This is a genomic window from Roseateles sp. GW821-FHT09G09, from assembly GCF_059415965.1.
Genome location: NZ_JBWKOG010000008.1, coordinates 1 through 23,556 on the forward strand (window position 1 = coordinate 1; position 23,556 = coordinate 23,556).

20 protein-coding genes are annotated in these 23,556 nt (G+C 68.3%); 7 read left to right on the forward strand and 13 right to left on the reverse strand.

Going from position 1 to position 23,556, the window contains the following annotated elements; genetic code table 11:
• Nucleotides 1-180: hypothetical protein (locus AC07O8_RS20940; protein WP_495049867.1), on the forward strand; the 180-nt coding region annotated here is incomplete at its 5' end.
• A gap of 270 nt (nt 181-450) precedes the next feature.
• Here AC07O8_RS20940 and AC07O8_RS20945 read toward each other — a convergent pair.
• The 10 genes from AC07O8_RS20945 to polA all read right to left on the reverse strand — a co-directional run bounded on the left by AC07O8_RS20945 (nt 451) and on the right by polA (nt 12,930).
• On the reverse strand, nt 451-1,959 hold the full coding sequence (locus AC07O8_RS20945) for a tripartite tricarboxylate transporter permease (RefSeq protein ID WP_495049868.1): 1,509 nt from the start codon (nt 1,957-1,959) through the stop codon (nt 451-453).
• A gap of 10 nt (nt 1,960-1,969) precedes the next feature.
• On the reverse strand, nt 1,970-2,437 hold the full coding sequence (locus AC07O8_RS20950; RefSeq protein ID WP_495049869.1) for a tripartite tricarboxylate transporter TctB family protein: 468 nt from the start codon (nt 2,435-2,437) through the stop codon (nt 1,970-1,972).
• Nucleotides 2,438-2,650: 213 nt separating this feature from the next.
• Nucleotides 2,651-4,540, reverse strand: coding sequence for a type IV pilus assembly ATPase TfpB (gene tfpB / locus AC07O8_RS20955; protein ID WP_495049870.1), 1,890 nt, complete (start codon nt 4,538-4,540; stop codon nt 2,651-2,653).
• A 2-nt stretch (nt 4,541-4,542) separates the two neighbouring features.
• A complete protein-coding gene (locus AC07O8_RS20960) occupies nt 4,543-5,394 on the reverse strand; it encodes a spermine/spermidine synthase domain-containing protein (RefSeq protein ID WP_495049871.1) in 852 nt (283 codons plus the stop codon).
• 40 nt (nt 5,395-5,434) lie between these two features.
• Entirely contained in the window at nt 5,435-5,971 is a 537-nt protein-coding gene (locus AC07O8_RS20965; RefSeq protein ID WP_495049872.1) for a DNA-deoxyinosine glycosylase, read from the reverse strand.
• The gene (locus tag AC07O8_RS20970; protein WP_495049873.1) at nt 5,964-6,797 is read right to left on the reverse strand and encodes a TatD family hydrolase; all 834 of its coding nucleotides are present in this window, start codon (nt 6,795-6,797) and stop codon (nt 5,964-5,966) included. The genes AC07O8_RS20965 and AC07O8_RS20970 overlap by 8 nt, the downstream gene beginning before the upstream one ends.
• A gap of 61 nt (nt 6,798-6,858) precedes the next feature.
• Nucleotides 6,859-7,749: a formyltetrahydrofolate deformylase gene (gene purU, locus AC07O8_RS20975; protein ID WP_495049874.1), complete on the reverse strand. Its 891-nt coding sequence runs from the start codon at nt 7,747-7,749 to the stop codon at nt 6,859-6,861.
• 92 nt (nt 7,750-7,841) lie between these two features.
• Complete coding sequence (locus AC07O8_RS20980; RefSeq protein WP_495049875.1) at nt 7,842-8,558, reverse strand: ABC transporter ATP-binding protein; 717 nt, start codon at nt 8,556-8,558, stop codon at nt 7,842-7,844.
• Between the two features lie 10 nt (nt 8,559-8,568).
• Nucleotides 8,569-9,837, reverse strand: a complete 1,269-nt coding sequence (locus AC07O8_RS20985) for a lipoprotein-releasing ABC transporter permease subunit (protein ID WP_495049876.1) — start codon at nt 9,835-9,837, stop codon at nt 8,569-8,571.
• Between the two features lie 315 nt (nt 9,838-10,152).
• A complete protein-coding gene (polA, locus tag AC07O8_RS20990; RefSeq protein ID WP_495049877.1) occupies nt 10,153-12,930 on the reverse strand; it encodes a DNA polymerase I in 2,778 nt (925 codons plus the stop codon).
• A gap of 112 nt (nt 12,931-13,042) precedes the next feature.
• Here polA and AC07O8_RS20995 point away from each other — a divergent pair, with 112 nt between their 5' ends.
• The 4 genes from AC07O8_RS20995 to AC07O8_RS21010 all read left to right on the forward strand — a co-directional run bounded on the left by AC07O8_RS20995 (nt 13,043) and on the right by AC07O8_RS21010 (nt 17,737).
• On the forward strand, nt 13,043-13,393 hold the full coding sequence (locus AC07O8_RS20995) for a hypothetical protein (protein ID WP_495049878.1): 351 nt from the start codon (nt 13,043-13,045) through the stop codon (nt 13,391-13,393).
• Between the two features lie 54 nt (nt 13,394-13,447).
• Nucleotides 13,448-14,431, forward strand: a complete 984-nt coding sequence (locus AC07O8_RS21000; protein ID WP_495049879.1) for a homoserine kinase — start codon at nt 13,448-13,450, stop codon at nt 14,429-14,431.
• Nucleotides 14,428-15,273: a BPSS1780 family membrane protein gene (locus tag AC07O8_RS21005; protein WP_495049880.1), complete on the forward strand. Its 846-nt coding sequence runs from the start codon at nt 14,428-14,430 to the stop codon at nt 15,271-15,273. The genes AC07O8_RS21000 and AC07O8_RS21005 overlap by 4 nt, the downstream gene beginning before the upstream one ends.
• Before the next feature lie 238 nt (nt 15,274-15,511).
• Nucleotides 15,512-17,737: a PhoX family protein gene (locus AC07O8_RS21010; protein WP_495049881.1), complete on the forward strand. Its 2,226-nt coding sequence runs from the start codon at nt 15,512-15,514 to the stop codon at nt 17,735-17,737.
• A gap of 129 nt (nt 17,738-17,866) precedes the next feature.
• Here the strand turns inward: AC07O8_RS21010 and AC07O8_RS21015 are convergent, their stop codons facing one another.
• The 3 genes from AC07O8_RS21015 to AC07O8_RS21025 all read right to left on the reverse strand — a co-directional run bounded on the left by AC07O8_RS21015 (nt 17,867) and on the right by AC07O8_RS21025 (nt 22,002).
• Entirely contained in the window at nt 17,867-19,117 is a 1,251-nt protein-coding gene (locus AC07O8_RS21015; protein WP_495049882.1) for a HipA domain-containing protein, read from the reverse strand.
• Nucleotides 19,114-19,431 (reverse strand): helix-turn-helix transcriptional regulator, encoded by a 318-nt coding sequence (locus AC07O8_RS21020; protein ID WP_088408724.1) that lies wholly within the window; start codon nt 19,429-19,431, stop codon nt 19,114-19,116. Before AC07O8_RS21020 ends, AC07O8_RS21015 begins: the two co-directional genes overlap by 4 nt.
• A gap of 138 nt (nt 19,432-19,569) precedes the next feature.
• Nucleotides 19,570-22,002, reverse strand: coding sequence for a UvrD-helicase domain-containing protein (locus AC07O8_RS21025; protein ID WP_495049883.1), 2,433 nt, complete (start codon nt 22,000-22,002; stop codon nt 19,570-19,572).
• 37 nt (nt 22,003-22,039) lie between these two features.
• Between AC07O8_RS21025 and AC07O8_RS21030 the strand changes: the two genes are divergently transcribed.
• Complete coding sequence (locus tag AC07O8_RS21030) at nt 22,040-22,498, forward strand: YchJ family protein (protein WP_495049884.1); 459 nt, start codon at nt 22,040-22,042, stop codon at nt 22,496-22,498.
• Nucleotides 22,499-22,799: 301 nt separating this feature from the next.
• On the forward strand, nt 22,800-23,495 hold the full coding sequence (locus AC07O8_RS21035) for a pseudouridine synthase (RefSeq protein ID WP_495049885.1): 696 nt from the start codon (nt 22,800-22,802) through the stop codon (nt 23,493-23,495).
• Nucleotides 23,496-23,556 lie beyond the last annotated feature (61 nt).

The window sequence follows — 23,556 nt, forward strand, 5'->3', positions numbered from 1 at the left end:
CTTAAAGAACATCGAAGCAACTCTTCGCCTCAGGCTCTTCGCCTTCCGCCTTGCTTCGTCGCGTCGCTGATTTGTCGCCAGCAGCGCAGAAGCGAGATTATGAACGATTTCTTTCGAATCCGTCAAGCAGTCAGTGAAATTATTTTCTTCGTCGACTGCGAGAATCTCGCCGCCAAATGAGAATCGGGTCGAGCCCGGTTAGTCATTTGACATCCCCGACAGTTCCTTCGGGGACCGCTGCAAGACAGATGTCTGTGCAGCGAAGACAGCGACTGTAGCACGGCTGCGGAAAGGCTCGCAAGAACTACGAGAGAAAAGTACCTGACAGCCGGCCGCCCTTCGCACGGAGCAACGCTAAGCCCTTGTTCCTGTTCAAAGCACGGCCACGGTACGCAAAGAAAAAGACCCGCCGAGGCGGGTCTTCGATGAGGCTAGGACCTTGAGCTCTGGTCAGTCCGCGTCCTGGAACGCTTCCTCGCGCTTGTTCTTGATGGAGGGCAGCATGACCACCACCACCATGAGTGCTGCGGCGATCAACAGGCCAGCCGACAGCGGCCGGGAAAGGAAGGTGCTCCAGTCGCCACGCGACAGCAGCAACGCTCGGCGCAGGTTCTCTTCCATCATCGGACCCAGGATGAAGCCGAGCAGCAACGGCGCCGCCTCGCAGCTCAACTTGTAGAAGATGTAGCCCACCACCGCGAACGCCGCCGTCATGAACACGTCGAAGTTGTTGTTGTTCAGCGTGTAGGTACCGATGCAGCAGAACACGACGATCGCCGGGAACAGGAAGCGGTAGGGCACTGTCAGCAGCTTGATCCAGATGCCGATCAGCGGCAGGTTCAGGATCACCAGCATCAGGTTGCCGACCCACATCGAGGCGATCAGCCCCCAGAACAGCTCTGGGTTGCTGGTCATCACCTGAGGACCGGGCTGGATGCCCTTGATCGTCATCGCGCCCACCATCAGCGCCATCACCGCGTTGGGCGGGATGCCCAGCGTCAACATCGGGATGAAGGAGGTCTGCGCGCCGGCGTTGTTGGCCGATTCGGGACCCGCCACGCCCTGGATGGCGCCCTTGCCGAACTTCTCCGGCGTCTTGGAGATCTTCTTCTCCAGCGTGTAGGCGGCGAACGAGGCCAGCAGCGCGCCGCCGCCAGGCAGCACGCCCAGCACCGAACCGAGCGCCGTACCGCGCACCACCGCCGGCCAGGCGTCGTGGAAGTCCTGCTTGGTCGGCCACAGGCCCTTCACGCTCTTGGTGAAGACCTCGCGATGCTCCGCCGGCTGGCCGAGGTTCGCGATGATCTCGCCGAAGCCGAAGATCCCCATCGCGATCACGACGAAGTTGATGCCGTCGGTCAGCTCTGGAATGTCGAACGAGAACCGTGGCGTCCCCGAGATCACGTCGGTGTTGACCTGTCCGAGCAGCAACCCCAGCAGGATCATCGAGATCGCCTTGACCAGCGAGCCCGAGGCCAGCACCACGGCGCCGATCAGGCCCAGCACCATCAGCGAGAAGTACTCGGCGGGGCCGAACTTGAAGGCCAGCTCGGTCAGCGGCGGCGCGAAGGCCGCGATGATGATGGTGCCCACGCAGCCGGCGAAGAACGAGCCCAGGCCCGCGGCCGCCAGGGCGGCGCCGGCGCGGCCTTGACGAGCCATCTGGTAGCCGTCGATCGCGGTCACGACCGACGAGGACTCGCCAGGCACGTTGATCAGGATGGCGGTCGTCGAGCCGCCGTACTGCGCGCCGTAATAGATGCCGGCGAGCATGATCAGCGCCGGCGTCGCGTCCAGCGAGTAGATCGACGGCAGCAGCATCGCGATCGTCGCGACCGGGCCCAGGCCTGGCAGCACGCCGATCAGGGTGCCGAGCACCGCGCCGCCGAAGGCGTACAGGAGGTTCTCCGGCGTGAACGCCGTGCCGAACCCCATCATCAGGTTGTTGATCAGATCCATGCGTGACTCCTCAGCCGCCCAGGAAGGTCGGCCAGATGGGGATCACGAGATTCAGACCCCAGATGAAGATCGCGTAGCTGCCCGCGGTCAGGACGACGCTGCTGAGCAGCGCATCGCGCCAGCGGAACTCGTCGCTGGCCAACGAGGAGATGGTGATCAGCAGCGGCAGCGTGATGATCATGCCCAGTCGCGGCAAGGCGAAGCCGAACACGATGATCGCGCCGACGACGATGAGCAGCGGCTTCCAGGCGAAGGCGCCGACAGGCTGGCCGCCCTCCGACTCGATCGTCAGTGCCTTGAACAGCACCACCGCGCCCAGCACGGCGAGCAGCACGCCCAGCCCGAAGGGAAAGTAACCAGGCCCGGGGCGGGCCGAGGAGCCAAAGCTGTAGTTCACTGCCGAGCCCCACGCGAACGCGACGCCAACGACCACGAACATCAGCCCTGACCAGAAGTCGCGTTGACTCTTGATCTTCATCGAGGGAACCTCTATCGGCTTGAATTGGCGCGATTCTAGGAATCGGGTCCCCGTCAGGGTCTGTGGTTATCACGTAAGGGGAGACGCCGCGCATCGCACGGGGCGTATGGCGATCTTCACGCGCCCCGTGGGCACGGGCTCCGCGCGCTGTCTGCACGGGCTTACCCGCCCCCGCGAGCCTGGGGGGCGGTCCACGGACAGCGCCGGCTGGGCTCAGGTTTCCCAGGTCGGGGTGCTGCGCAGCACCTCATCCATGGTCGTGAGGCCTTCGGCGACCTTCATCGCGCCGCCCAGACGGAGCGGACGCAAGCCTTCCTGCACCGCCTGGCGGCGCAGTGCCGTCATGTCCGTGTTCGGGTGCAGGTGCTTTCGGATGCTGTCCGTCAGCAGGAGCAGTTCATACAGCCCGGCGCGCCCCCGGAAGCCGGTGTTGCGGCAATCCAGGCAACCCACGGGCCGGTAGGGCTTGACGCCGCCGTTCAGTCGCCACGGTTTGAGCATCTCGTTGAGCGACTCGCGCGTGACGTCCGGATCCGGTTCCTTGCAGTTCGGGCACAAGGTGCGCACGAGCCGTTGAGCCAGCACGCCGATCACCGTCGCGTCGATCAGGTAGTTGGGCACGCCCAGGTCCACCATCCGCGTGATCGCCGAAGCGGAATCGTTCGTGTGCAGCGTCGAGAACACCAGGTGACCGGTCAGCGAGGCCTGGATCGCCATCTCGGCGGTTTCCAGGTCGCGGATCTCGCCGACCATGATGATGTCCGGGTCCTGCCGCATCAGCGCCCGCAAGCCCTCGGCGAAGTTGAAGTCGATGGCCGGCTGCACCTGCGACTGGTTGAACGCGGGCTCGATCATCTCGATCGGATCCTCGACGGTGCAGACGTTGACCTCGTCGGTGGCCAGGCGCTTGAGCGTCGAATACAGCGTCGACGTCTTGCCGCTGCCGGTCGGACCGGTCACGAGGATGATCCCGTGGGGCCGCGCCGTCAGGCGGTTCCAGCGTTCGGCGTCATGGGTGGAGAACCCCAGCTGCGACAGATCCTTGACGGCGGTGTCGGGGTCGAAGATCCGCATCACCATCTTTTCGCCGAAGGCGGTCGGCAGCGTCGACAGCCGCATTTCCACCTCTTCGCCGGCCGGGTTGCGCGTCTTGATGCGACCGTCGAGCGGCCGGCGTTTCTCGACCACGTCCATGCGCCCCAGCAGCTTGATGCGCGCGGTCATCGCGCCCATCACCGTGGGCGGCAACTGGTAGACCGTGTGGAGCACGCCGTCGATGCGGAACCGGATCACGCCCATCTCACGACGCGGCTCCAGGTGGATGTCGCTGGCGCGCTGGTCGAAGGCGTACTGCCAAAGCCAGTCCACCACCTGCACCACGCCCTGGTCGTTGGCGTCGAGCTGGCGGTTGCTGCGGCCCAGCTCGACGAGTTGCTCGAAGCTCGCCTGCTGGCTCGACTCGCCGGATTTCGTCGCCGCACGCACCGACCGCGCCAACGTGAAGAACTCGGTCGTGAAACGCGCGATCTCCTGCGGATTCGCCAGCGCGAGCTTCACACGCTTGCGGGTGTGCGACTCGATCTGCGGCACCCAGCCGGTGTCGTTCGGCTCGGCGACCGCGATGGTCACCTCGTTCAGGCCGACCTGGATCGGCAGACATCGACGTGCCTCGGCGTAGCTGGCGGACATCACGTCGGCGACACGGCCGACGTCGACCTTGAGCGGATCGATCCGGACGTAGGGCAATTTCAGACGGCCCGCGAGCCATTCGGTCAGCGTCTCGGCATCCAGCACGCGGCCATTCGCGACGCGCACCAGTCCCGCGGCGCCCAGCCGCGTGAGCGGATGCTGGGCGCTGTGGCTGGTGCCGAAGCGGGCTTCGGTGCGCTGGACCTGTTCCTGGTCGATGACACCATCCTCGGCAAGCCAGTGCAGCAGTTGGCGCCATTCCAGGCGTGCGCCGCCTTCCGCGGCCTTGGGCTTGGCGGCCGCGGCGGAAGGCACCGGGGCAGGCACGCTCGACTTGGCCGCGGTCGCGGCCACGGGAGCGGACGCGGCAGCACCGCTCTTGTCCTTCGAAGGCGTCGACGTGTTGGGTTTCATGGTCACTCGTCGGAGTCTTGTGCCGCGCCGGCCGCAGCCGCGTGGAGCTGGTGGATCACGTTCATCGGCAGGGGCCGGACCAGCTTGAGCCATTTGGTGGCCGGCAGATCATGGCGGGATTCGATGTGGGCGGCGCGCTGCTCGAGCACTTCGCGCGCCGGCACGGCCACGCCGCGTCCTGCGACGACGATGGTATTGCCCTCGCGGGTCGGCGTCAGGTGCCACACCTGGTCAGAACCGAACACCTTCGCGATCCGCGCCGCGCTGCGCGTGAAGCTGGCGCTGCGGCCGAAGAGGTTGACCGTCATCAGCCCGCCGTCGGCGAGCACGCGATGGCAGTCGGCGTAGAAGGCCTCGTCATCGAGGACCGGCGCGGCCGCCTCATGGTCGTAGAGGTCGACGTTGAGCACCTGCGCACTGCCCCAGTGGTCCGCGTCGGCCACCCACGCGCCGGCATCCTCGTTGATCACGCGCAGCCGGTCGTCGTCGTCGGGCAGATGGAACCAGTGCCGGTTGGCGCTGATGACGGTCGGGTTGATCTCGACCGCCGTGGTCTTCATCTTCAACTGCTTGCGGCAGAAGCGCGTCAGAGCGCCGGCGCCCAGGCCGAGCTGCACCGCCTGCCCGCTGGTCATCTCGCCGGCATCGCGCCACAGCATCCAGACCATCATGCGCTGGACGTACTCCAGCTCCAGCTTCTCGGGCTTCTTGAGCCGCATCGCGCCCTGCACCCAGATCGAGTCGAGGTGGAGGAAGCGCACGCCGTCGAATTCGCTCAGCGTGGCCTCGACCCATTCCGCCGATTCGGCCCTTCTGCCGCTTTTGTTGCCCTTCGAGTCCCGTTGCTTGCTCACGGCTGCCGTTCCCATGCCGGGTCCGCGGGGCCCGGTCTCGTCATCTGTCGATCGAAGGCCCGGCAAGCTCTCGCCAGGCGCGAAGCTTGTCATCGTAGGGCATCGTGTAGGCGGGACTGGAGCTGGGCAGTCCCAGCACGCGGTAACGGGCTGCAAGCGGTCCGAGCTGCTTCAGCCCCAACCGCAACGCCGTGCCGCCATTGAAGCCGATCGTGTGCAGCGCCGGCAGTTGCTGGATGAGACGGCCCAGGTCGCTGGCGAAGGGATTGCGGATCGCGCTGTCGAGGCTGCCCTCGCGCTCGGTCTCGGTGATCACGTCCCAGACGGCGACCCGGTGGGCGCGCAGCGCGGCGAGGCGTTCGGCATAGGCCATCGCGACCAGATCGACGCCGAAGACTTCGCCGACCAGCCGCCAGAACTGGTTGCGCGGATGGCCGTAATACTGCTGTGCGCGCAGCGAGGCGACGCCGGGGAAGCTCCCCAGCAGCAGCCAGTGCGCATCCGGCGCGTGGACCGGCGCCAGCCCCTGCCAGCGGGCCGGCTCGACGGCCTCGTGAGAATCCGGCGTGTCAGCCATGCGGCCGCAAGGCGTCCAGCGCACCCAGTCGCGGCAACGCCGCACGCGCATTGCGGCCGGTGATCGCCGCGGCTTCTTCCACCGTCCAGCCACGCAATCCGGCGAGCACCGCGCCGATGCGCGGCAGCTCGCCGGGCTCGTTGCGCGAGGTGGCCCCGGCGGCGCGCTCCTCGGCGCTGCGGTACAGCCAGTGCGGCGGGATGTCCGGCGCATCCGTCTCCAGGACCAGCGCCTCGGCCGGCAGCTCCGCGGCGAGGCGGCGGATCTGCAGCGACCGGTCGAAGGTCAGCGTGCCGCCGAAGCCCAGCTTGAAGCCAAGCTTGAGGAAAGCATCCGCCTGCTGGCGGCTGCCATTGAAGGCATGCCCGATGCCGCCGGTCCGCAGCCCGATGCGGCGCAGGCCGCCCAGCAACGGGTCGGCGCTGCGGCGCACATGGAGGATCACCGGCAGCTGATGCCGCTTCGCGAGCTTGAGTTGCTCGACATAGAAATGCTGCTGCGTGGCCGCGTCGAGGCCCTTGACGAAGAAATCGAGGCCGATCTCGCCGATGCCGACCAGGCGCGGATCGTCGCGGCACTCGGCCAGCATCCGGTCGAGGCGGCCGAGGTCCTCGTCGCGCGCGTGCATGACGTACAGCGGATGAATGCCCAGCGCATAGCTGAAGCCATGCGCATGCGCGAGCGCCCGCACCTGCTCGAAGTTCCCCGCGACGACGGCCGGGATCACGACCTGCGACACGCCCGCCGCCAGCGCGCGCGCGACGACGGCGTCGCGGTCGACGTCGAACTCCGAGGCGTCGAGGTGGCAGTGCGTGTCAGTCCACATGGCGACCGCTGGAGAGGTGAAAAGGTGGAACGGTGGAAAGGTCGACGGACGCTCGCGGCGCTCAGCGGAAGACGACCGTGCGATGGCCGTTCAGCAGCACGCGGTGCTCGGCATGCCACTGGATCGCGCGGGCGAGCGTCACGCACTCGACGTCACGGCCGATCGCCACGAGCTGGTCGGGCGTCATCGAATGGTCGATGCGGGCCACGTCCTGCTCGACGATCGGTCCTTCGTCGAGGTCCGAGGTCACATAGTGCGCCGTCGCGCCGATCAGCTTGACGCCGCGCTCGTGCGCCTGGTGATAGGGCCGCGCGCCCTTGAAGCTGGGCAGGAAGCTGTGATGGATGTTGATCGCGCGCCCTTCCAGAAAACGGCACATCTCCGGCGACAGGATCTGCATGTAGCGCGCGAGCACGACGAGGTCGATCTGCTGTTCCTCGATCAGCTCGCGGAGCTTGCGTTCCTGGGCCTGCTTCTGTTCCTCGGTCGCCTGCAGCAGCGGCAGGTGGTGGAAGGGAATGTCGTGCGAGGCGGCCAGTTGATAGAAGTCGCGATGGTTCGAGACGATCGCGGGAATCTCGATGGCCAGGTGGCCGGTCTGGACGCGGAACAGCAGGTCATTCAGGCAGTGCCCGAGCTTGGACACCAGCAGCAGCACACGCGTCTTGCGCTGCGCGTCGACCAGTTCCCAATCCATCGCCAGCCGCGCGGCCAGCGGCGCGAACGCTTCGCGCAACACGGCCGCCGGGCGGGCTTCGGCGCACTCGAACTCGATGCGCATGAAGAAACGGCGGTGATCCGCGTCGCCGTGCTGGGCCGAGGTGAGGATGTTGGCGCCCTGCTCGAGCAGGACGCCGGTCACGGCGTGGACGATGCCGGCCTGGTCGGGGCAGCTGAGCTTCAGGATGAAGCGGGTGGACGGGGATTCCGGGGAAGGCTTCGAGGCGGTCATGATGACCTGCATCGTAATCGAGCGGTCACGCCGCGCCGGACCAGACCCGAGCGCAACGGCCGCCCGCGGCCTCGCGATCGGGCAACCCTGCCTCAGCCGCCCAACGGCTGCAAGGCGCCACCGACCAGCCGGCGCTGGTGCTCGCAGCGCGCGGCCAGCTCCTGGTCGTGCGTCACCATGACGAAGGCGGTCCCCAGCTCGCGCGCCATCTCCAGCATCAGGTCGAAGACCGTCGCGGCGGTCGAGCGGTCGAGGTTGCCGGTGGGCTCGTCCGCCAGGACGCAGGCGGGTCCCGTGACCAGGGCGCGGGCGATCGCCACGCGCTGGCGCTCGCCGCCGGAGAGTTCACCGGGACGATGCAGCACCCGCGGGCCAAGGCCAACGCGCGCCAGCACGCGCTCGGCCTGTTCCCGGGCCTGCGCCTGCGGAACGCGACGGATGCGCAGCGGCATCGCCACGTTGTCCAGCGCGCTGAATTCCGGCAGCAGGTGGTGGAACTGGTAGATGAACCCGAGGTGCTGGTTGCGCCAGTCGCCGCGGGCCTTCTCGCCCAGCTCGCCGAGGTCGCGCCCCATCAGTTCGACGCGTCCGGCGGACGGCTTGTCCAGGCCGCCGAGCAGATGCAGCAGCGTGCTTTTCCCCGATCCCGAGGCGCCGAGCACCGCCAGCGTCTCGCCGGCCTTCACGCTGACGTCGAGGTTGTGGAAGACCTGCACGTCCAGCGGTCCTTCGACGAAGCGCTTGCCCAGGCCCTGGCCTTGCAGCACGACCTGTCCGGCGGGCATGCGGGTGCCCGTGGGCGGGACCATGTTCTTGGCCTCATTCATAACGCAGCGCCTCCGCGGGCTGGACGCGGCTGGCGCGCCAGCTCGGATAGACCGTCGCGACGAACGCCAGGATCAGCGAGGTCACGGTGATGGGCACGATATCGGACCACTGCGGATCGCTGGGCATGTGGCTGATGACGTAGATGCTGGCCGGCAGGAAGGTCGTGTGAAGCAGTTTCTCGATGAACGGCACGATCACGTCCAGGTGGTGGGCGACGACCAGCCCCAGACCCAGCCCCCCGAGCGTGCCGATCACGCCGGCCAGCGCGCCCTGGATCATGAACACGCCCATGATCGAGCGCGGACTCGCGCCCAGCGTGCGCAGGATCGCGATGTCGGCCTGCTTGTCGGTGACCGTCATCACCAGCGTCGACACCAGGTTGAACGCAGCGACCGCGACGATCAGCGTCAGGATGATGCCCATCATCCGCTTCTCGACCTGGACCGCGTCGTACCAGTTGGCATTGGTGCGGGTCCAGTCGCGGACGTAGATCGCCTGCCCCGCCTGCAGCAGGTCGCGCTGCAATTGGGCGCCGACCTGGCGGGCCTGTTGCACGTCGCGCAACTTCAGCTGCACGCCGCTCGGCGTGCCGGTGCGGAACAGCCTCGCGGCATCGCCCACATGGATGAGCGCCAGGCCGCTGTCGTACTCGTAATGGCCGGCTTCGAAGACGCCCACCAGCGTGAACTGCCGCAGCGTCGGCTGCACGCCCAGCGGCGTCACCTGCCCCGACGGGATCGCCAGCGTGATCTTGTCGCCTCGCTGCACGCCCAGCTGGCGCGCCAACTCGACGCCCAGGATGATGTTCCATTGACCCGCCTGCAGACGCTCGAGCAGGCCGTCCTTGGCGAGCTTCTCGGCGATCGGCGTCACCGTCGGCTCCAGCGCCGGATCGATGCCCCGCACGATCGTGCCCCGCATGTCCGAGCCCCGCGCGATCAGCGCCTGGCCCGACACGAACGGCGCGGCAGCGGCGACCTCGGGATTCTTCTTCGCCAGGTCCGCCACCACGCGCCAGTCGGGCAGGCCCTCACCGGTGTCGTTCAGCAGCTCCACGTGGGCGACGACGGACAGCATCCGCTCGCGCACCTCCTTCTGGAAACCGTTCATCACCGACAGCACGATGATCAACGCAGCGACACCCAGCGCGATGCCGAACATCGACACGCCGGAGATGAAGGAGATGAAGCGGTTGCGGCGCCCTCCACGCCCGGCTCGCGTGTAACGCCAGCCGATCTGCAACTCATAGGGCCAATTCATAGGGGGTGGATGCTAACCGCTCGCCTTGGGGGAGAGGCTTAGGGCCGGCTGATGGTTCTTCAAGACGCTGGACACCTCAGCACTTCCACCGCCGCTGGCCCTCACCCCTACCCTCTCCCGCAAGCGGGAGAGGGAGCAAGAAGGGCGCCTCGCGCACGCAGGAGAAAGGTGCCCCGCGCAAGCAGGAGAGAGGTGACTCGCGCAAGCAGGAGAGAGGTGCCTCGCGCAAGCAGGAGGAGAGTCGGAAGGACGCCGGTCGGACTCCCTCTCCCGCTTGCGGGAGAGGGCGGGGGTGAGGGCCAGCGGCGGTGGCAGTCAGTGGGCCTCGTCCCAATTGGCACCGACACCGACTTCCGCCAGCAACGGCACCTTGAGCGCGGCAACGCCAGCCATCAAGGTCGGGATTTCAGCCTTCACCCAATCGAGCTCCTCGTCCGGGACCTCGAACACCAGTTCGTCGTGCACCTGCATGACGATCTTCGTCTTCTTGCCCTGCTCGTCCAGCGCCTGCTGGACGGCGATCATCGCCAGCTTGATCAGGTCGGCCGCCGTGCCCTGCATGGGCGCATTGATCGCCTGACGCTCCGCGCCGCTGCGACGCGGACCATTGCCCGAATTGATCTCCGGCAGCCACAGGCGCCGTCCGAAGACCGTCTCGACGTAACCCTTCTCCTTGGCGAACTGCTTCGTGTCGTCCATGTAGGTGCGCACACCGGCGAAGCGCGTGAAGTAGCGGTCGATGTAGTCCTTCGCCGCCTTCTGCTCGATGCCCAGCGATTGCGCCAGTCCGAACGCGCCCATGCCGTAGATCAGGCCGAAGTTGATCGTCTTGGCGTAGCGGCGCTGCTCCGGCGTGACCGCGTCCAGGCCGCCGCCGAAGACCTCGGCCGCCGTCGCGCGGTGCACGTCCTGGCCCTCCTGGAAGGCCTTCAGCAGGCCCGGATCCCCGCTCATGTGCGCCATGATCCGCAGCTCGATCTGCGAATAGTCCGCCGACACGATGTGATGCCCCGCTGGCGCGATGAAGGCCTCGCGCACGCGGCGGCCGTCGGCCGTGCGGATGGGGATGTTCTGCAGGTTGGGCTCGTTGCTGGACAAGCGGCCGGTCACCGCCACGGCCTGCGAATAGGTCGTGTGCACCCGGCCCGTCTTCGCGTTGACCATCAGCGGCAGCTTGTCCGTGTAGGTGCTCTTGAGCTTGGACAGCGAGCGGTACTCCAGGATCTTGGCCGGCAGCGGGAAGTCGGCCGACAGTTTCTCCAGCACCTCCTCGTCCGTCGACGGCGCGCCGGTCGCGGTGCGCTTCACCACCGGCAGGCCGAGCCGGTTGAACAGGATCTCGCCGATCTGCTTGGGCGAGCCGATGTTGAAGGGCTGGCCCGCGATCTCATAGGCCGCCTGCTCCGCCGCCACCATGCGCTGGCCGAGATCGGCGCTCTGCGCCTGCAGCCGGCCCGCGTCGATCAGCACGCCGGTGCGCTCGATGCGCGCCAGCAGCGCCGACACCGGCATCTCGATCTGCTCGTAGATGAACTTCAGTCCGGCATCGGCCTCCAGGCGGGGCATCAGCGTCTGGTGCACGTGCAGGCACATCTCGGAGTCCTCGCAGGAATACTCCGACGCCTTGGCCACTTCCACCTGCGCGAACGGGATCTGGTGCGCGCCCTTGCCGCACAGGTCCTCGTAGCTCAGGCCCTTGCGGCCCAGCACGCGGTCGGCCAGGGCCTCCAGGCCGTGGCCGCGATGCGCCTCCAGCACGTAGCTCTCCAGCATCGTGTCGAAGGCCGTGCCCTGGACCGCGATGCCATGGTTGGCCAGCACATGGGTGTCGTACTTGACGTTCTGCGCGACCTTCTTCTTCAGCGGGTCCTCGAGCCAGGGCTTCAGCTTCGCGAGCACCTCGTCCATCGGCAGCTGTTCAGGCGCGTCCGGGCCGTCGTGACGGATCGGGATGTAGGCGGCCTCGCCCGGCTTCACGCTGAAGCTGATGCCGACGATGCGCGCCTGCATCGGATCGAGCGAATCCGTCTCGGTGTCGAAGGCCGCCAGCTCGGCGGCGTTCAACTGCTCGATCCAGGCGTCGAGCCGGGTCATGTCGACGATGGTCTCGTAGCGCTTGTCGACGGGGATCGCCGGATGCTCGACCGTCGCGGACGGATCGGTCGGGCTCGCCGCGCCGACGTCGGGCTCGGGCCTGGCGCGCTTGGGCGCGTCGCCGCCGAGCTTGCCTTCCAGGTCGCGCTTCCAGGTCTTGAAGCCGTTGCGCGTGTAGAAATCGAGCAGGCCCGCCTCGTCGACCGGATTGAAGGCCAGCGCCTCCAGCGCGGGCCAGCCCGCGACGTGCGTGCACAGGTCGCAGTCGACCTTGACCGTCACCAGCTTGCGGCCCATGGGCAGCCAGTCCAGCGCCTTGCGCAGGTTCTCGCCGGCGACGCCCTTGATCTGGTCCGCGTTGGCGATCACGCCGTCCAGCGAGCCGTGCTCGCCGATCCACTTGGCCGCGGTCTTGGGCCCCACCTTCTCGACGCCGGGGACGTTGTCCACGGTGTCGCCCATCAGGGTCAGGTAGTCGATGATGCGGTCCGGCGGCACGCCGAACTTGGCCAGCACGCCGGCCTCGTCCAGCTTCTCGTTGCTCATCGTGTTGATCAGCGAGACGTCCGGCGTCACCAGTTGCGCCAGGTCCTTGTCGCCGGTGGAGATCACCACCTGGTGTCCCGCCTGCGCCGCCACCCGCGACAGCGTGCCGATGCAGTCGTCGGCCTCGACGCCGGGCACCGTCAGCACCGGCCAGCCCAGCAGCTTCACCACCTCATGGATCGGGTCGATCTGCTCGCGCAGCGCGTCGGGCATGGGCGCGCGCTGGGCCTTGTACTCGGGATACCACTCGTCGCGGAAGGTCGGACCGGACGCGTCGAAGACGCAGGCCGCATGCTCGGCGCCGTAGTCGTCGCGCAGCTTCTTCAGCATGGCCACCATGCCGTGGATGGCGCCGGTGGGCTGCCCACCCGGACCGCGCAGGTCGGGCATGGCGTGGTACGCACGATAGAGGTAGCTGGACCCGTCGACCAGCAGCATCAGAGGTTTGCTCATCCCGACATTGTTGCAGGCGCGCGGCGTCCGGATTGACAGCAGGCCGGGCCGCCGGCCGGCCCCCGCCCGGGGGGCGGGGTTTTCCTGGGGCCCGGCATAGAATGGGCTCACCATGAAAACCACCCGCCTCGCCCCGCTGCTGGCCGTCCTGGCCGCCTTTGCGTTCCAGGCCCACGCAGCCGGCGCGTCCACGCCGACCCCGACGCCGATCCCCGCCGAGTCGCTGAAATTCCGCGACGTGCCGGAGGTGAAGATCGAGCAGCTCGTCAGCGAGGACGACAAGGTCCGGATCGAGGAGACGCGGGTACGGGGCCTGACCCAAAAGGTCGTGGTCAAGAACAAGGACAGCAAGGCGCCCGAGTACGAGATCCTGCTCGGCGACACCGGCCGTGACATCCCCACCCGCCAGGGCGACGACCGCGGCAGCGCGGGCGCGCGGGTCTGGCGTCTCTTCAATTTCTGACCCGTCGAGGCTGACCCGCTCCGGTCGGCCCCCGGTCCGTTCTTTTTCCTTTTCATGGCCGTATTCACCGACGTCTCGACCGCGCAGGCGCAAGCGCTGCTGGACACCCTGGCCCTGGGCGAACTCCAATCGCTCAAGGGCATCACTGCCGGCATCGAGAACACCAACTACTTCGTCACCACCACGCGCGACGGCCAGCAGCACGACTACGTGCTGACGATCTTCGAGCGCCTGAGCTTCGAGCAGCTGCCGTTCTACCTGGAGCTGATGCGCCACCTCGCGCGCCGGGGCGTGCCGGTCCCGGCGCCGCAGCCCGACGCGCAGGACCGCATCCTGCACACCGTGGCCGGCAAGCCGGCGGCGGTGGTGGACAAGCTGCTCGGCGGCCATCAGCTGGCCCCGGACGTGTTCCATTGCGAACAGGTCGGCGCCGGCCTGGCCCGCATGCACCTGGCCGGCCAGGACTTCCCGCTGCACCAGGACAACCTGCGCGGCCTGCCCTGGTGGCGCGAGACGGTGCCGGTCGTGCTGCCGCACGTGACGCCGGAACAGGCCCGACTGCTGAGCGCCGAACTGGCCTTCCAGGAGCAGCTCGCCCCCGGCGCCGCCTCGCTGCCGCGCGGCCCCGTCCATGCGGACCTGTTCCGCGACAACGTCATGTTCGACGGCCTGCCCGGTCGCGAGCGGCTCAGCGGCTTCTTCGACTTCTATTTCGCCGGCGTCGACAGCTTCCTGTTCGACCTCTGCGTCTGCCTGAACGACTGGTGCATCGACCTGGACAGCGGCCGCCTCGACGAGCAGCGCGCCGGCGCCTTCGTCAAGGCCTACGAGTCGGTGCGCCCGCTCTCCGGCGCCGAGCACCGCCTGCTGCCCGGCCTGCTGCGCGCGGCGGCGCTGCGCTTCTGGATCTCGCGGCTGTGGGACTTCCACCTGCCCCGCGAGGCCAGCCTCCTCCAGCCCCACGATCCCACCCATTTCGAGCGCGTCCTGCGCGAGCGCATCGCCAGGCCCTGGCATGCGCTGGAGTCCTTGCCATGATCCTGCACCTGCAAACGGTCCCGCCGCGCAACGGCCTGCTCTGGGTGCGCCACGGGCTGAAGGTGCTGCGGCGCAAGCCGATCGCGCTGATCGGCCTGTTCGCCACCGCCATGCTCGTGTCCGCGGTCCTTCAACTGGTGCCGTTCCTGGGGCAGCTGGTCGTGATGAGCGCACTGCCGCTGATCTCCCTGGCCTTCATGCTGGCGGCGCATCAGGTGCTGCAATCCCACACGCCGACCGCTGCCGTCTTCCTGCAGCCGCTGCAGTTGACCAAGGAACGCCGACGCGCGCAGATCGGGCTGGGGCTGCTCTACACGGGCTCGACGATCCTCGCCATGCTGCTGGCCCATCTGCTGGACGGGGGCGCGCTCGTGCAGGCCATGGACCAGGTGGCGGCCGCCAAGGGCGACACCAAGACCATCGAGGCCATTGCCGCCCAAGGCAACCTGCTGCCGGCGATCGCGCTGCGGGTGGGACTGCTGAGCCTGCTGTCCGTCCCGTTCTGGCATGCGCCGGCGCTGATCCACTGGGGCGGCCAGGGGGTGCTGCAGGCGCTGTTCTCCAGCACGCTGGGCGTGTGGCGCAACAAGGGGGCGTTCACGCTGTCCGCGCTGGTGTGGATGGGGTTGAGCGCGGCCGTCGTGATGGTCATCATGGTGCTGGGACTGCTGCTGGGCATCGTCAACCTGCTGCCCTTCCTGCTGCTGCCCACGACGATGGCGCTGATGACGGGCTTCTACTGCTCGCTGTACTTCACCTTCATCGACTGCTTCATGTTCGGCGCGCCGAAGGACCTGCCCGACACGCCTCCTGCGCCACCCACGCCGCCCACGCCGGTCTGATGCGGATCTGACGCGGATCGGAGGCCGGTCCAGGGCCCGTCTGAGGCCCGTCCGAGGCTGAACTGCATCGCCGGCGTCACCTCGAATCAGGTGCCGGGTCTTGCCCCGGTGTTGCCCTCGCGTTGATCCGCCATTCGCACCGTGATGACAGGACGTAATTCCTAACGACTTTTTCACGTCCTCGTCACTTGCCCTTCGCAGAATCCGCCCGCCTTTCCATTGAGCGGAGCCTTCACGAATGAGCAAGCAGCACGACATCGTTGCCAGCCAAGACAGCGCCAACGAATACGACGAGGACGTGGTGGTCAACCCGTCCGCCAACCCGCACTTCGAAGACATCCTCGCCGCGCGCCTGTCGCGCCGCGTCGCCCTGAAGGGCGGGATCACCACGGCGGCCTCCGCGTTGCTCGGCGGGTCGATCCTGAGCGCCTGCGGCAGCAGCGACGATTCGCCAGCGCCAGCGCCCGCGCCCGCCCCGGCACCGCAGCCGGCCCCGCTGAAGATCGGCTTCACCGCCGTCGCCAAGAACAAGAACGACCTGGTGACCGTGGCCGACGGCTACAACGTCAGCATCCTGCACGCGCTGGGCGACCCGCTGCACTTCGGCGACGAGTCCTGGAAGGACGACGGTTCCGAATCGGCCGAGTCCTACAACCGCCGCGTCGGCGACGGCCATGACGGCATGTACTGGTTCGGCATGAGCGACGCCGGCGCGTTCGACGCCAAGCGCTCGGACCGCGGCCTGCTGGCGGTCAACCACGAGTACGTCGTCGCCCCGTACGGCCTGCACCCGGCCGGTCGCGCCACCGGCGCCGCGCGCAACGCCACCGAGGTCGAGAAGGAGATCTACGCCCACGGCATCTCCGTCTGCGAAGTCAAGCGCGACGCCACGGGCACCGGCATGAGCATGGTGCGCGGCTCGCGCTACAACCGTCGCGTGACCTCGGCGACGACGATGGACTTCACCGGCCCGGCCAAGGGCAACGCGCAGTTGCAGACGCTGTTCAGCCCGACCGCGGCCCAGACCCGCGGCACCAACAACAACTGCGCCAACGGCTACACCCCGTGGGGCACCTACCTGACCTGCGAGGAGAACTACCTCAACGTGATCAGCCGCGCCGCCGGCGACGACGCGCTGCGCGCAGGCGCCAAGGAAGTGGCCAGCCTGAACCGCTACGGCCTGCCGCAGAACCGCAAGAGCCCCTACCTGTGGGAAACGGCCGGCACGACCGACCTGTTCGCCCGCTGGAACTCGTCGGTCACCGGCGCCGCCGCGACCGCCGACTACCGCAACACGATCAACACCTTCGGCTGGGTGGTCGAGATCGATCCGTTCGCGCCGGACTCGGTGCCCGCCAAGCGCACCGCGCTGGGCCGCTTCAACCATGAAGGCGCCTGGCCCGCCGAGGCGGTCGCCGGCAAGCCCATCGTCATCTACATGGGCGACGACTCGCGCAACGAGTACATCTACAAGTTCGTCTCCAAGGCCAACTGGGATGCGGCGGACGTCGGCAAGGGCATGGCCGCCGGCGCCAAGTACCTGGACGAGGGCACGCTCTACGTCGCGAAGTTCAACGCCGACGGCACCGGCACCTGGATGCCGCTGACCTTCGGCGCCAACGGCCTGACCGCGTCGAACGCGACCTACGCCTTCGCCGACCAGGGCGACGTCGTCATCAACGCGCGCATCGCGGGCGACATCCTCGGCGCGACCAAGATGGACCGCCCGGAGTGGGGCGCGGTGCACCCGACCAACGGCGAGGTCTACATGACCTTGACCAACAACAGCAACCGCGTGTCTCCCACCGCGACGCCGACCGGCAGCCAGCTCAAGCCGGACGCCGCGAATCCGCGCTACTACGTGGACATGAAGGGCACGACCTCGCAGCCGGGCAACCCGAACGGCCACATCATCCGCTGGAAGGAAGACGCGGCCGACGTCACCAAGCTGACCTGGGACGTCTACCTCTTCGGCGCCCAGGCCGACGCGGCGGCGGACGTCAACCTGTCGGCGCTGGCGGACAGCAACGACTTCTCGAGCCCGGACGGCCTGTACTTCGACAAGCGCGGCATGCTGTGGATCCAGACCGACGACGGCGCCTACACCGACATCACCAACTGCATGATGCTGGCGGCCCTGCCGGGCAAGGTCGGCGACGGCGGCGTGGTGAACGCGGCGGGCGGCACGCAGACCCGCGCGGGCGCCAAGGCGACCTCGGACACGCTGCGCCGTTTCCTGGTCGGTCCGAAGGAATGCGAGATCACCGGCATCGCGATGACGCCGGACTACAAGACGCTGTTCTTCAACGTGCAGCACCCGGGCGAGGAAACCACCCCGGACTGGAACGCGAAGACCTTCGGCAGCTACTGGCCGGCCAACCAGGCCGATGCCAACGTCAAGAAGCGTCCGCGTTCCGCGACCGTCATCATCACCCGCAAGGACGGCGGCGAGATCGGTATCTAAGCAGACCGGGCCAAGTCCCGACGACCCCGGTCTCACTGGGGCCGGAATGATTCGGGGGGTTCCCGGACGGGACGCCCCCCGAGTCGTGGAGAGCCCGCGCCAGGCGATGGCAGGACTCTTCGAGGGCCGCTACTTCGAGATCTCCGAAGCCAGCGCGGCCTGGCGGTCGCTCTCGCCGAGGAAGCGTTCGAGCAGGCGCTCGATCACCGGCTGTGGCACTTCGCCTGCGAGTTCACCGGCCAACACTTCCGCCTGTGCGCGCACCAGCTCGCACAGGCGTTTCAATTCCAGCGTGACGCTGCGGGGCGCGATGTCGCAGTCGCGTGCGAAGTCGGCCCACGCCTGCGCATCGAACGCGGGCCGCTCGCCGCTTCCGCTCCCCCTCCCGCTGCCGAATCCATGTGCCGGCGCCACGCGCAGACCGCCGTGGTCGACGAAGAAGGACAGGTCCTTCGCGCCCGCGCCCTCGCGGCCGATGAGCTGACGGAACATCGTCCAACGCAGCAGCGCGCGGGTGTCGACCAGCGGCGTGGGGCTGTGCGCGAGCAGCGAGAACAGCTGCGCGTGCGTGACCGCGTCCTGATCGGCCGTCGGCACGCCCAGCGCCTGGCAGGCGTTGATCGCGTGCAGGCGCCGCACGCGGCCGTCCTCGAGCCGTTGCCGGTCGAAGCGCTCGACCAGCAGCACCGGCTCCGGCACGCGATGCAGCTGCACCGGCGCGACGTCCAGGCCCACGCGCGCGGCCAGCCGCATGCAGAAGAATTCGTCGAAGGGCTGATCGGGGGATCCGCCAACGCCGGACGCCGGCTTCAACACGTGGGTCGAGGCCATCTGCGGCCCGTCGACGAGGTGCCATCCGCCGTCCCGCTCGACATAGACCGCGAGCTTGTCCCGCGTCCCGCCAAGCGCGCCGCGCACCTGACCGTCCCACACCGCGAAGGGCGTCGCATCGCGATGGCGGAGGCGCTCCGACAGCTCATCACGCGCGATCGCGCGCTGCACCGGACCGGCGGGCCTTTGAAGTCCGTCCGCGATCAGCCGGACGGCGCCGCCCAGATCCCGGCCCATCAGGCGCAGCGCGCCGTAGCCGTCCTCGGCCTGCAAGCCCGACGCGGCGAAGATCCGCCGCCGGGCATCGCCGATGGGCAGCAGATGGTCGAAGAACGCGAGCACCGCGTCCGTCGCGGACTCGCTGCCCGGTCCGCCGCGTGGCGGCATCGGCACGGAGGGCGCCAGCGGAAAAGCCAGCACCTCCGACGTCCATCGTTCGAGATAGGCCAGCGCGAACCTGCGCGGTGCACCCGCGCCGCCAGACGCGGCGTCCGTCGGCTTCAGCCAGCCGACCTCATGCTCGTCGAGCCAGACCTCCACACCGTTCATGCATCGTCCAGGTCGGAGAACTTCGAGTCGCGCGCGGTGCGGATCGCGCGTCTGACGACCTCGCGCTGCTGCGACGGCACGGCGAAGAGACTCACGCCGAGCGCCCTCGCCGCCTTGAGCACGGTGGACAGGCTCACGCCGCCCTGGCCCGTCTCGATGTTGATCAGCGTCTGGCGCGACATGCCCAGCGCCTCGGCGGCCTCGACCAGCGGCAGCCGGGCGGTGGTGCGGGCGGCGCGGACAGCGGCGCCCAGCGCCAGGGCGTCCTCGACCATCGGGTCGTCGGGCGGATCGATCGGTACAACAGTGCGCATGGAGATTCCAGAATCAAGACGTCTTCGTCGGATCTCCCTCCCGGGCAATCGTGATTCCTGTTTGCTGGAATCTTTATCGCCCAGCGCCCATTCTGCGCCCGGAGGCGCGCGTCACCGCGTGCTCCGTACGATATCCGCTCAATCGATCGGGGTCAGCTTGGCGACGCTGAGCGCCAGCCACTTCGTGCCGTGCCGGCCGAAGTTGACCTGCGCGCGCGCGTCCGGCCCGCTGCCTTCCAGCGTGAGCAGCACGCCCTCGCCGAACTTGTTGTGGAACACGCCCTTGCCGACGCGCAGGCCGCCGTGCTCGTTGCCGGTCTTCTCGGCCGCCGACTGCGTCATCGCCTTGGGTACCGACGCCTGCGGGAGACCGCCCGGATTGAATCGACCCGCGCCCACCATCGACTTCAGTCCCGAGCCGCGCTGCCAGGCCTGCTGGTAGTCCTTCGCGAAGCCCGAGCCGAAGCCCTGGTTGCGCGGCGTCAGCCACTTCAGCGTCTCCTCGGGGAGCTCCTCCATGAAGCGGCTCTTGATGTTGTAGCGGGTCTGGCCGTGCAGCATCCGCGTCTGACAGAAGCTGATGTAGAGCCGCTGGCGCGCCCGCGTGATCGCGACGTACATCAGCCGGCGCTCCTCCTCCAGCCCGTCGGAGTCGGACAGCGAGTTCTCGTGCGGGAACAGGCCCTCTTCCAGGCCGGTGATGAACACCGCGTCGAACTCCAGGCCCTTGGCCGAGTGCACCGTCATCAGCTGGATCGCGTCCTGCCCGGCCTGCGCCTGGTTGTCGCCGGCCTCGAGCGAGGCGTGCGTCAGGAAGGCCGCCAGCGGCGACATGATCTCGCCGGTCTCCGCATCCGGCGTCGCCGGCGCGGCCGGCGCGACCGCCGCCGGCAGTCCGTCGGCGATCGCGCCGGGCGAGTGCTCGTCCACCGGCAGCGCCACCGCGTCCTTGCCGAACCCCTCCTGCGTCACGAAGGCCTCGGCGGCGTTCACGAGTTCGCCCAGGTTCTCCAGCCGGTCCTCGCCTTCCTTCTCCGCGCGATAGAACGCGGTCAGGCCGGAGTGCTCGATGATGTGCTCGATGATCTCGCGCAGCGTCAATCCGGCCGTGGCCTCGCGCATCGCGTCGACCAGGCCGACGAAGCCCGCCAGGCTCGCGCCGCCGCGGCCGCCGACCGCGCCGATGCTCTGCACCAGCGAGCGCCCGCTCGGACGCGCCGCGTCCTGCAGCTGCTCGATGGTCCGCGCGCCGATGCCGCGCGCCGGGAAGTTGACGACGCGCAGGAAGCTGGTGTCGTCGTTGGGGTTCTCGATCAGGCGCAGGTAGGCCAGCGCGTGTTTCACCTCGGCGCGCTCGAAGAAGCGCAGGCCGCCGTACACGCGGTACGGGATGCCGGCGTTGAACAGCGCCGACTCGATCACCCGCGACTGCGCGTTGCTCCGGTAGAGCACCGCGATCTCCTTGCGCGCCAGGCCCTGGCGGTGCAGCGCCTGCGCCTCCTCGAGCAGCCATTGCGCCTCGGCGAAGTCGCTGCTGGCCTCGTGCACGCGCACCGGCTCGCCGGGACCGGCCTCGGTGCGCAGGTTCTTGCCCAGGCGATGGCTGTTGTTGCTGATCAGCGCGTTGGCCGCGTCCAGGATGTTGCCGAAGCTGCGATAGTTCTGCTCCAGCTTCACGACCTGGCGCACGCGGTACTCGCGCTCGAAGTCGGCCATGTTGCCCACCCGCGCGCCGCGGAACGCGTAGATGCTCTGGTCGTCGTCGCCGACCGCGAACACGCCCTGCCCGCGCCCCGGCGGCGCGAACATCTTCAGCCACGCGTACTGCAGCTTGTTGGTGTCCTGGAACTCGTCGACCAGCACGTACTGGAAGCGGCGCTGGTAGTGCTCGCGCACCGCCTGGTTGTCGCGCATCAGCTCGAACGAGCGCAGCATCAGCTCGGCGAAGTCGACGACGCCTTCGCGTTCGCACTGGTCCTGGTAGGCCTGGTAGATCTCGACCAGCTTGCGCGTCTGCTCGTCGCGCAGGTCGATGTCCTTGGGACGCATGCCGTCCTCTTTCGCGCCGGCGATGTACCAGGAGACCTGCTTGGGAACGAAGCGTTCCTCGTCGAGCTTCATGGCCTTGATGACGCGCTTGACGGCGGAGACCGTGTCGCCCGAATCCAGGATCTGGAAACCTTGCGGCAGGCCGGCCAGTTTCCAGTGCGCGCGCAGGAAGCGGTTGCACAGGCCGTGGAAGGTCCCGATCCACATGCCGCGCACGTTCACCGGCAGCATGGCGGAGAGGCGCGTGACCATCTCCTTGGCGGCCTTGTTGGTGAAGGTCACCGCCAGCACGGAAGCCGGCGTCGCGTGGCCCTGGCTCATCAGCCAGGCGATGCGCGTGGTGAGCACGCGCGTCTTGCCGGAGCCGGCGCCGGCCAGGATCAGCGCGGGCTCCTGCCCCAGCGTCACCGCGGCGTACTGCTCGGGGTTGAGGTTGTCCAGCAGACCGCGCGGCGCGCGCGGCGTGAACAGGTCCTCTTGCGGCGGGGTCGGGCGCTCGTCGCCAAAATCCTGGGAATTCATCCAGCCATTCTAGAGACGCTGGCATGATGCCGGCCCCATGAAGCCAGAAAAATCCAAGACCGCGGCGAACAGCGCGGTCGGCAAGACGAATCGCGCGGGTTCAGACGCGAGCTTGTGCGCCTGCGGCAGTGGCGGTTCGTATGCGTCGTGCTGCGGCGCCTTGCACCGTGCCTTCGCCGAAGACGGCGCGCTCGTCGCCGGGGACGCCCAGGCGTTGATGCGCTCCCGGTACACCGCCTACACGATGGACCTGATCGACTACCTGCTCGCGACCTGGCATCCGGGCACCCGGCCGGCATCGCTCGATCGGGGGGCGCAGGACCTGAAGTGGTTGGGCCTGGAGGTGCGCCGGCACACGCGCCAGGACGCGGACCACGAGCAAGTGGAGTTCATCGCGCGCAGCAAGGTGGGCGGACGCGCGCACCGCATGCACGAGCTCAGCCGGTTCGTGCGGGAGCGCGGGGTGTGGCTGTACCTGGACGGCCAGATCGACTGACCAGCCGCACGGCCGGCGTGCGACGCACCACCCTGCCCAAGACCAGGACGACGCGGTCCAGGAAGGACCGGTGACCGATGTGAAACTCCTGAGGCATGGCGAACTCCTGCTGCAACAACGACCGGGGGCTGCGGACCGGGGGGATCCCGCCACCGACATCGATGGCGCTCTGGCCTGCTGCGATGATGGGCAGGCCGCATGACAGGATTCTGGCGAACCATCCTGTGACTGTCCGCTCCCCCGAAACGGGGAAAAGAGGGCAAAAAGCGCTCCAGGCGTGCGCACACCGTCCCCTTCAGCGATGACATCTGCCCTGTCCCTCCTTCATCTGGATGACCACCTCGCGGTGATCGACAAACCCGCGGGACTCCTGGTCCATCGCACCGCGATCGACGCGCACGAGGAAGATGCCGCGCTGCAACGTCTGCGCGACCAGCTTGGCCGGCCCGTCTGGCCGGCGCATCGCCTGGACCGCGGCACCTCGGGCGTGCTCGTGTTCGCGCTGAGCGCCGAGGTCGCCAGCCTGCTCGGCCATGCGCTCGCGGAACGCCGCACGCACAAGCGCTATCTGGCGCTGGTGCGCGGCTGGCCCGCCGCCGATGCCGGCGTGATCGACCACCCGCTCGCCCGCGACCCGGAACTGCCGTCCGCCGGCCAGCCGCATCTGGAAGCGCAGACCGCGTGGTCCTGCCTGCGCCGGCACGAGGTGCCGGTCACGACCGATCCCCGCTTCCCGACGACGCGACTCGCGCTGCTCGCCTGCGAGCCGGTGCAGGGACGACGCCACCAGATCCGCCGGCATCTGAAGCACCTCGCGCATCCGATCGTCGGGGATGCCAACCACGGCAAGGGGCCGCTCAACCGCGCCCTGGCGGCGCACTTCGGCCTGCAGCGTCTGTGGCTGCACGCGCAACGACTGACCCTGGCGCATCCGATCACCGGAGCGGCGATGGAACTCGAAGCGGCGCCCGGACCGGAGTGGGAGCAATTCCTCTGAGTGGCGTCGCGGCACGGCCACCGCCGCTGGCCCTCACCCCCACCCTCTCCCGCAAGCGGGA

Excerpts from the sequence above, each read along its gene's own strand:
- AC07O8_RS20970 (WP_495049873.1), bottom strand. The coding sequence starts at position 6,797 with ATGTGGACTGACACGCACTGCCACCTCGACGCCTCGGAGTTCGACGTC.
- AC07O8_RS21015 (WP_495049882.1), bottom strand. The coding sequence starts at position 19,117 with ATGAACGGTGTGGAGGTCTGGCTCGACGAGCATGAGGTCGGCTGGCTG.
- AC07O8_RS21030 (WP_495049884.1), top strand. The coding sequence starts at position 22,040 with ATGAAGCCAGAAAAATCCAAGACCGCGGCGAACAGCGCGGTCGGCAAG.
- AC07O8_RS21010 (WP_495049881.1), top strand. The coding sequence starts at position 15,512 with ATGAGCAAGCAGCACGACATCGTTGCCAGCCAAGACAGCGCCAACGAA.
- AC07O8_RS21035 (WP_495049885.1), top strand. The coding sequence starts at position 22,800 with ATGACATCTGCCCTGTCCCTCCTTCATCTGGATGACCACCTCGCGGTG.
- AC07O8_RS20995 (WP_495049878.1), top strand. The coding sequence starts at position 13,043 with ATGAAAACCACCCGCCTCGCCCCGCTGCTGGCCGTCCTGGCCGCCTTT.
- AC07O8_RS20950 (WP_495049869.1), bottom strand. The coding sequence starts at position 2,437 with ATGAAGATCAAGAGTCAACGCGACTTCTGGTCAGGGCTGATGTTCGTG.
- tfpB (WP_495049870.1), bottom strand. The coding sequence starts at position 4,540 with ATGAAACCCAACACGTCGACGCCTTCGAAGGACAAGAGCGGTGCTGCC.
- AC07O8_RS20980 (WP_495049875.1), bottom strand. The coding sequence starts at position 8,558 with ATGGTCCCGCCCACGGGCACCCGCATGCCCGCCGGACAGGTCGTGCTG.
- AC07O8_RS20965 (WP_495049872.1), bottom strand. The coding sequence starts at position 5,971 with ATGGCTGACACGCCGGATTCTCACGAGGCCGTCGAGCCGGCCCGCTGG.
- AC07O8_RS21025 (WP_495049883.1), bottom strand. The coding sequence starts at position 22,002 with ATGAATTCCCAGGATTTTGGCGACGAGCGCCCGACCCCGCCGCAAGAG.
- polA (WP_495049877.1), bottom strand. The coding sequence starts at position 12,930 with ATGAGCAAACCTCTGATGCTGCTGGTCGACGGGTCCAGCTACCTCTAT.
- AC07O8_RS20945 (WP_495049868.1), bottom strand. The coding sequence starts at position 1,959 with ATGGATCTGATCAACAACCTGATGATGGGGTTCGGCACGGCGTTCACG.
- AC07O8_RS20985 (WP_495049876.1), bottom strand. The coding sequence starts at position 9,837 with ATGAATTGGCCCTATGAGTTGCAGATCGGCTGGCGTTACACGCGAGCC.
- AC07O8_RS21000 (WP_495049879.1), top strand. The coding sequence starts at position 13,448 with ATGGCCGTATTCACCGACGTCTCGACCGCGCAGGCGCAAGCGCTGCTG.
- purU (WP_495049874.1), bottom strand. The coding sequence starts at position 7,749 with ATGACCGCCTCGAAGCCTTCCCCGGAATCCCCGTCCACCCGCTTCATC.
- AC07O8_RS21005 (WP_495049880.1), top strand. The coding sequence starts at position 14,428 with ATGATCCTGCACCTGCAAACGGTCCCGCCGCGCAACGGCCTGCTCTGG.
- AC07O8_RS21020 (WP_088408724.1), bottom strand. The coding sequence starts at position 19,431 with ATGCGCACTGTTGTACCGATCGATCCGCCCGACGACCCGATGGTCGAG.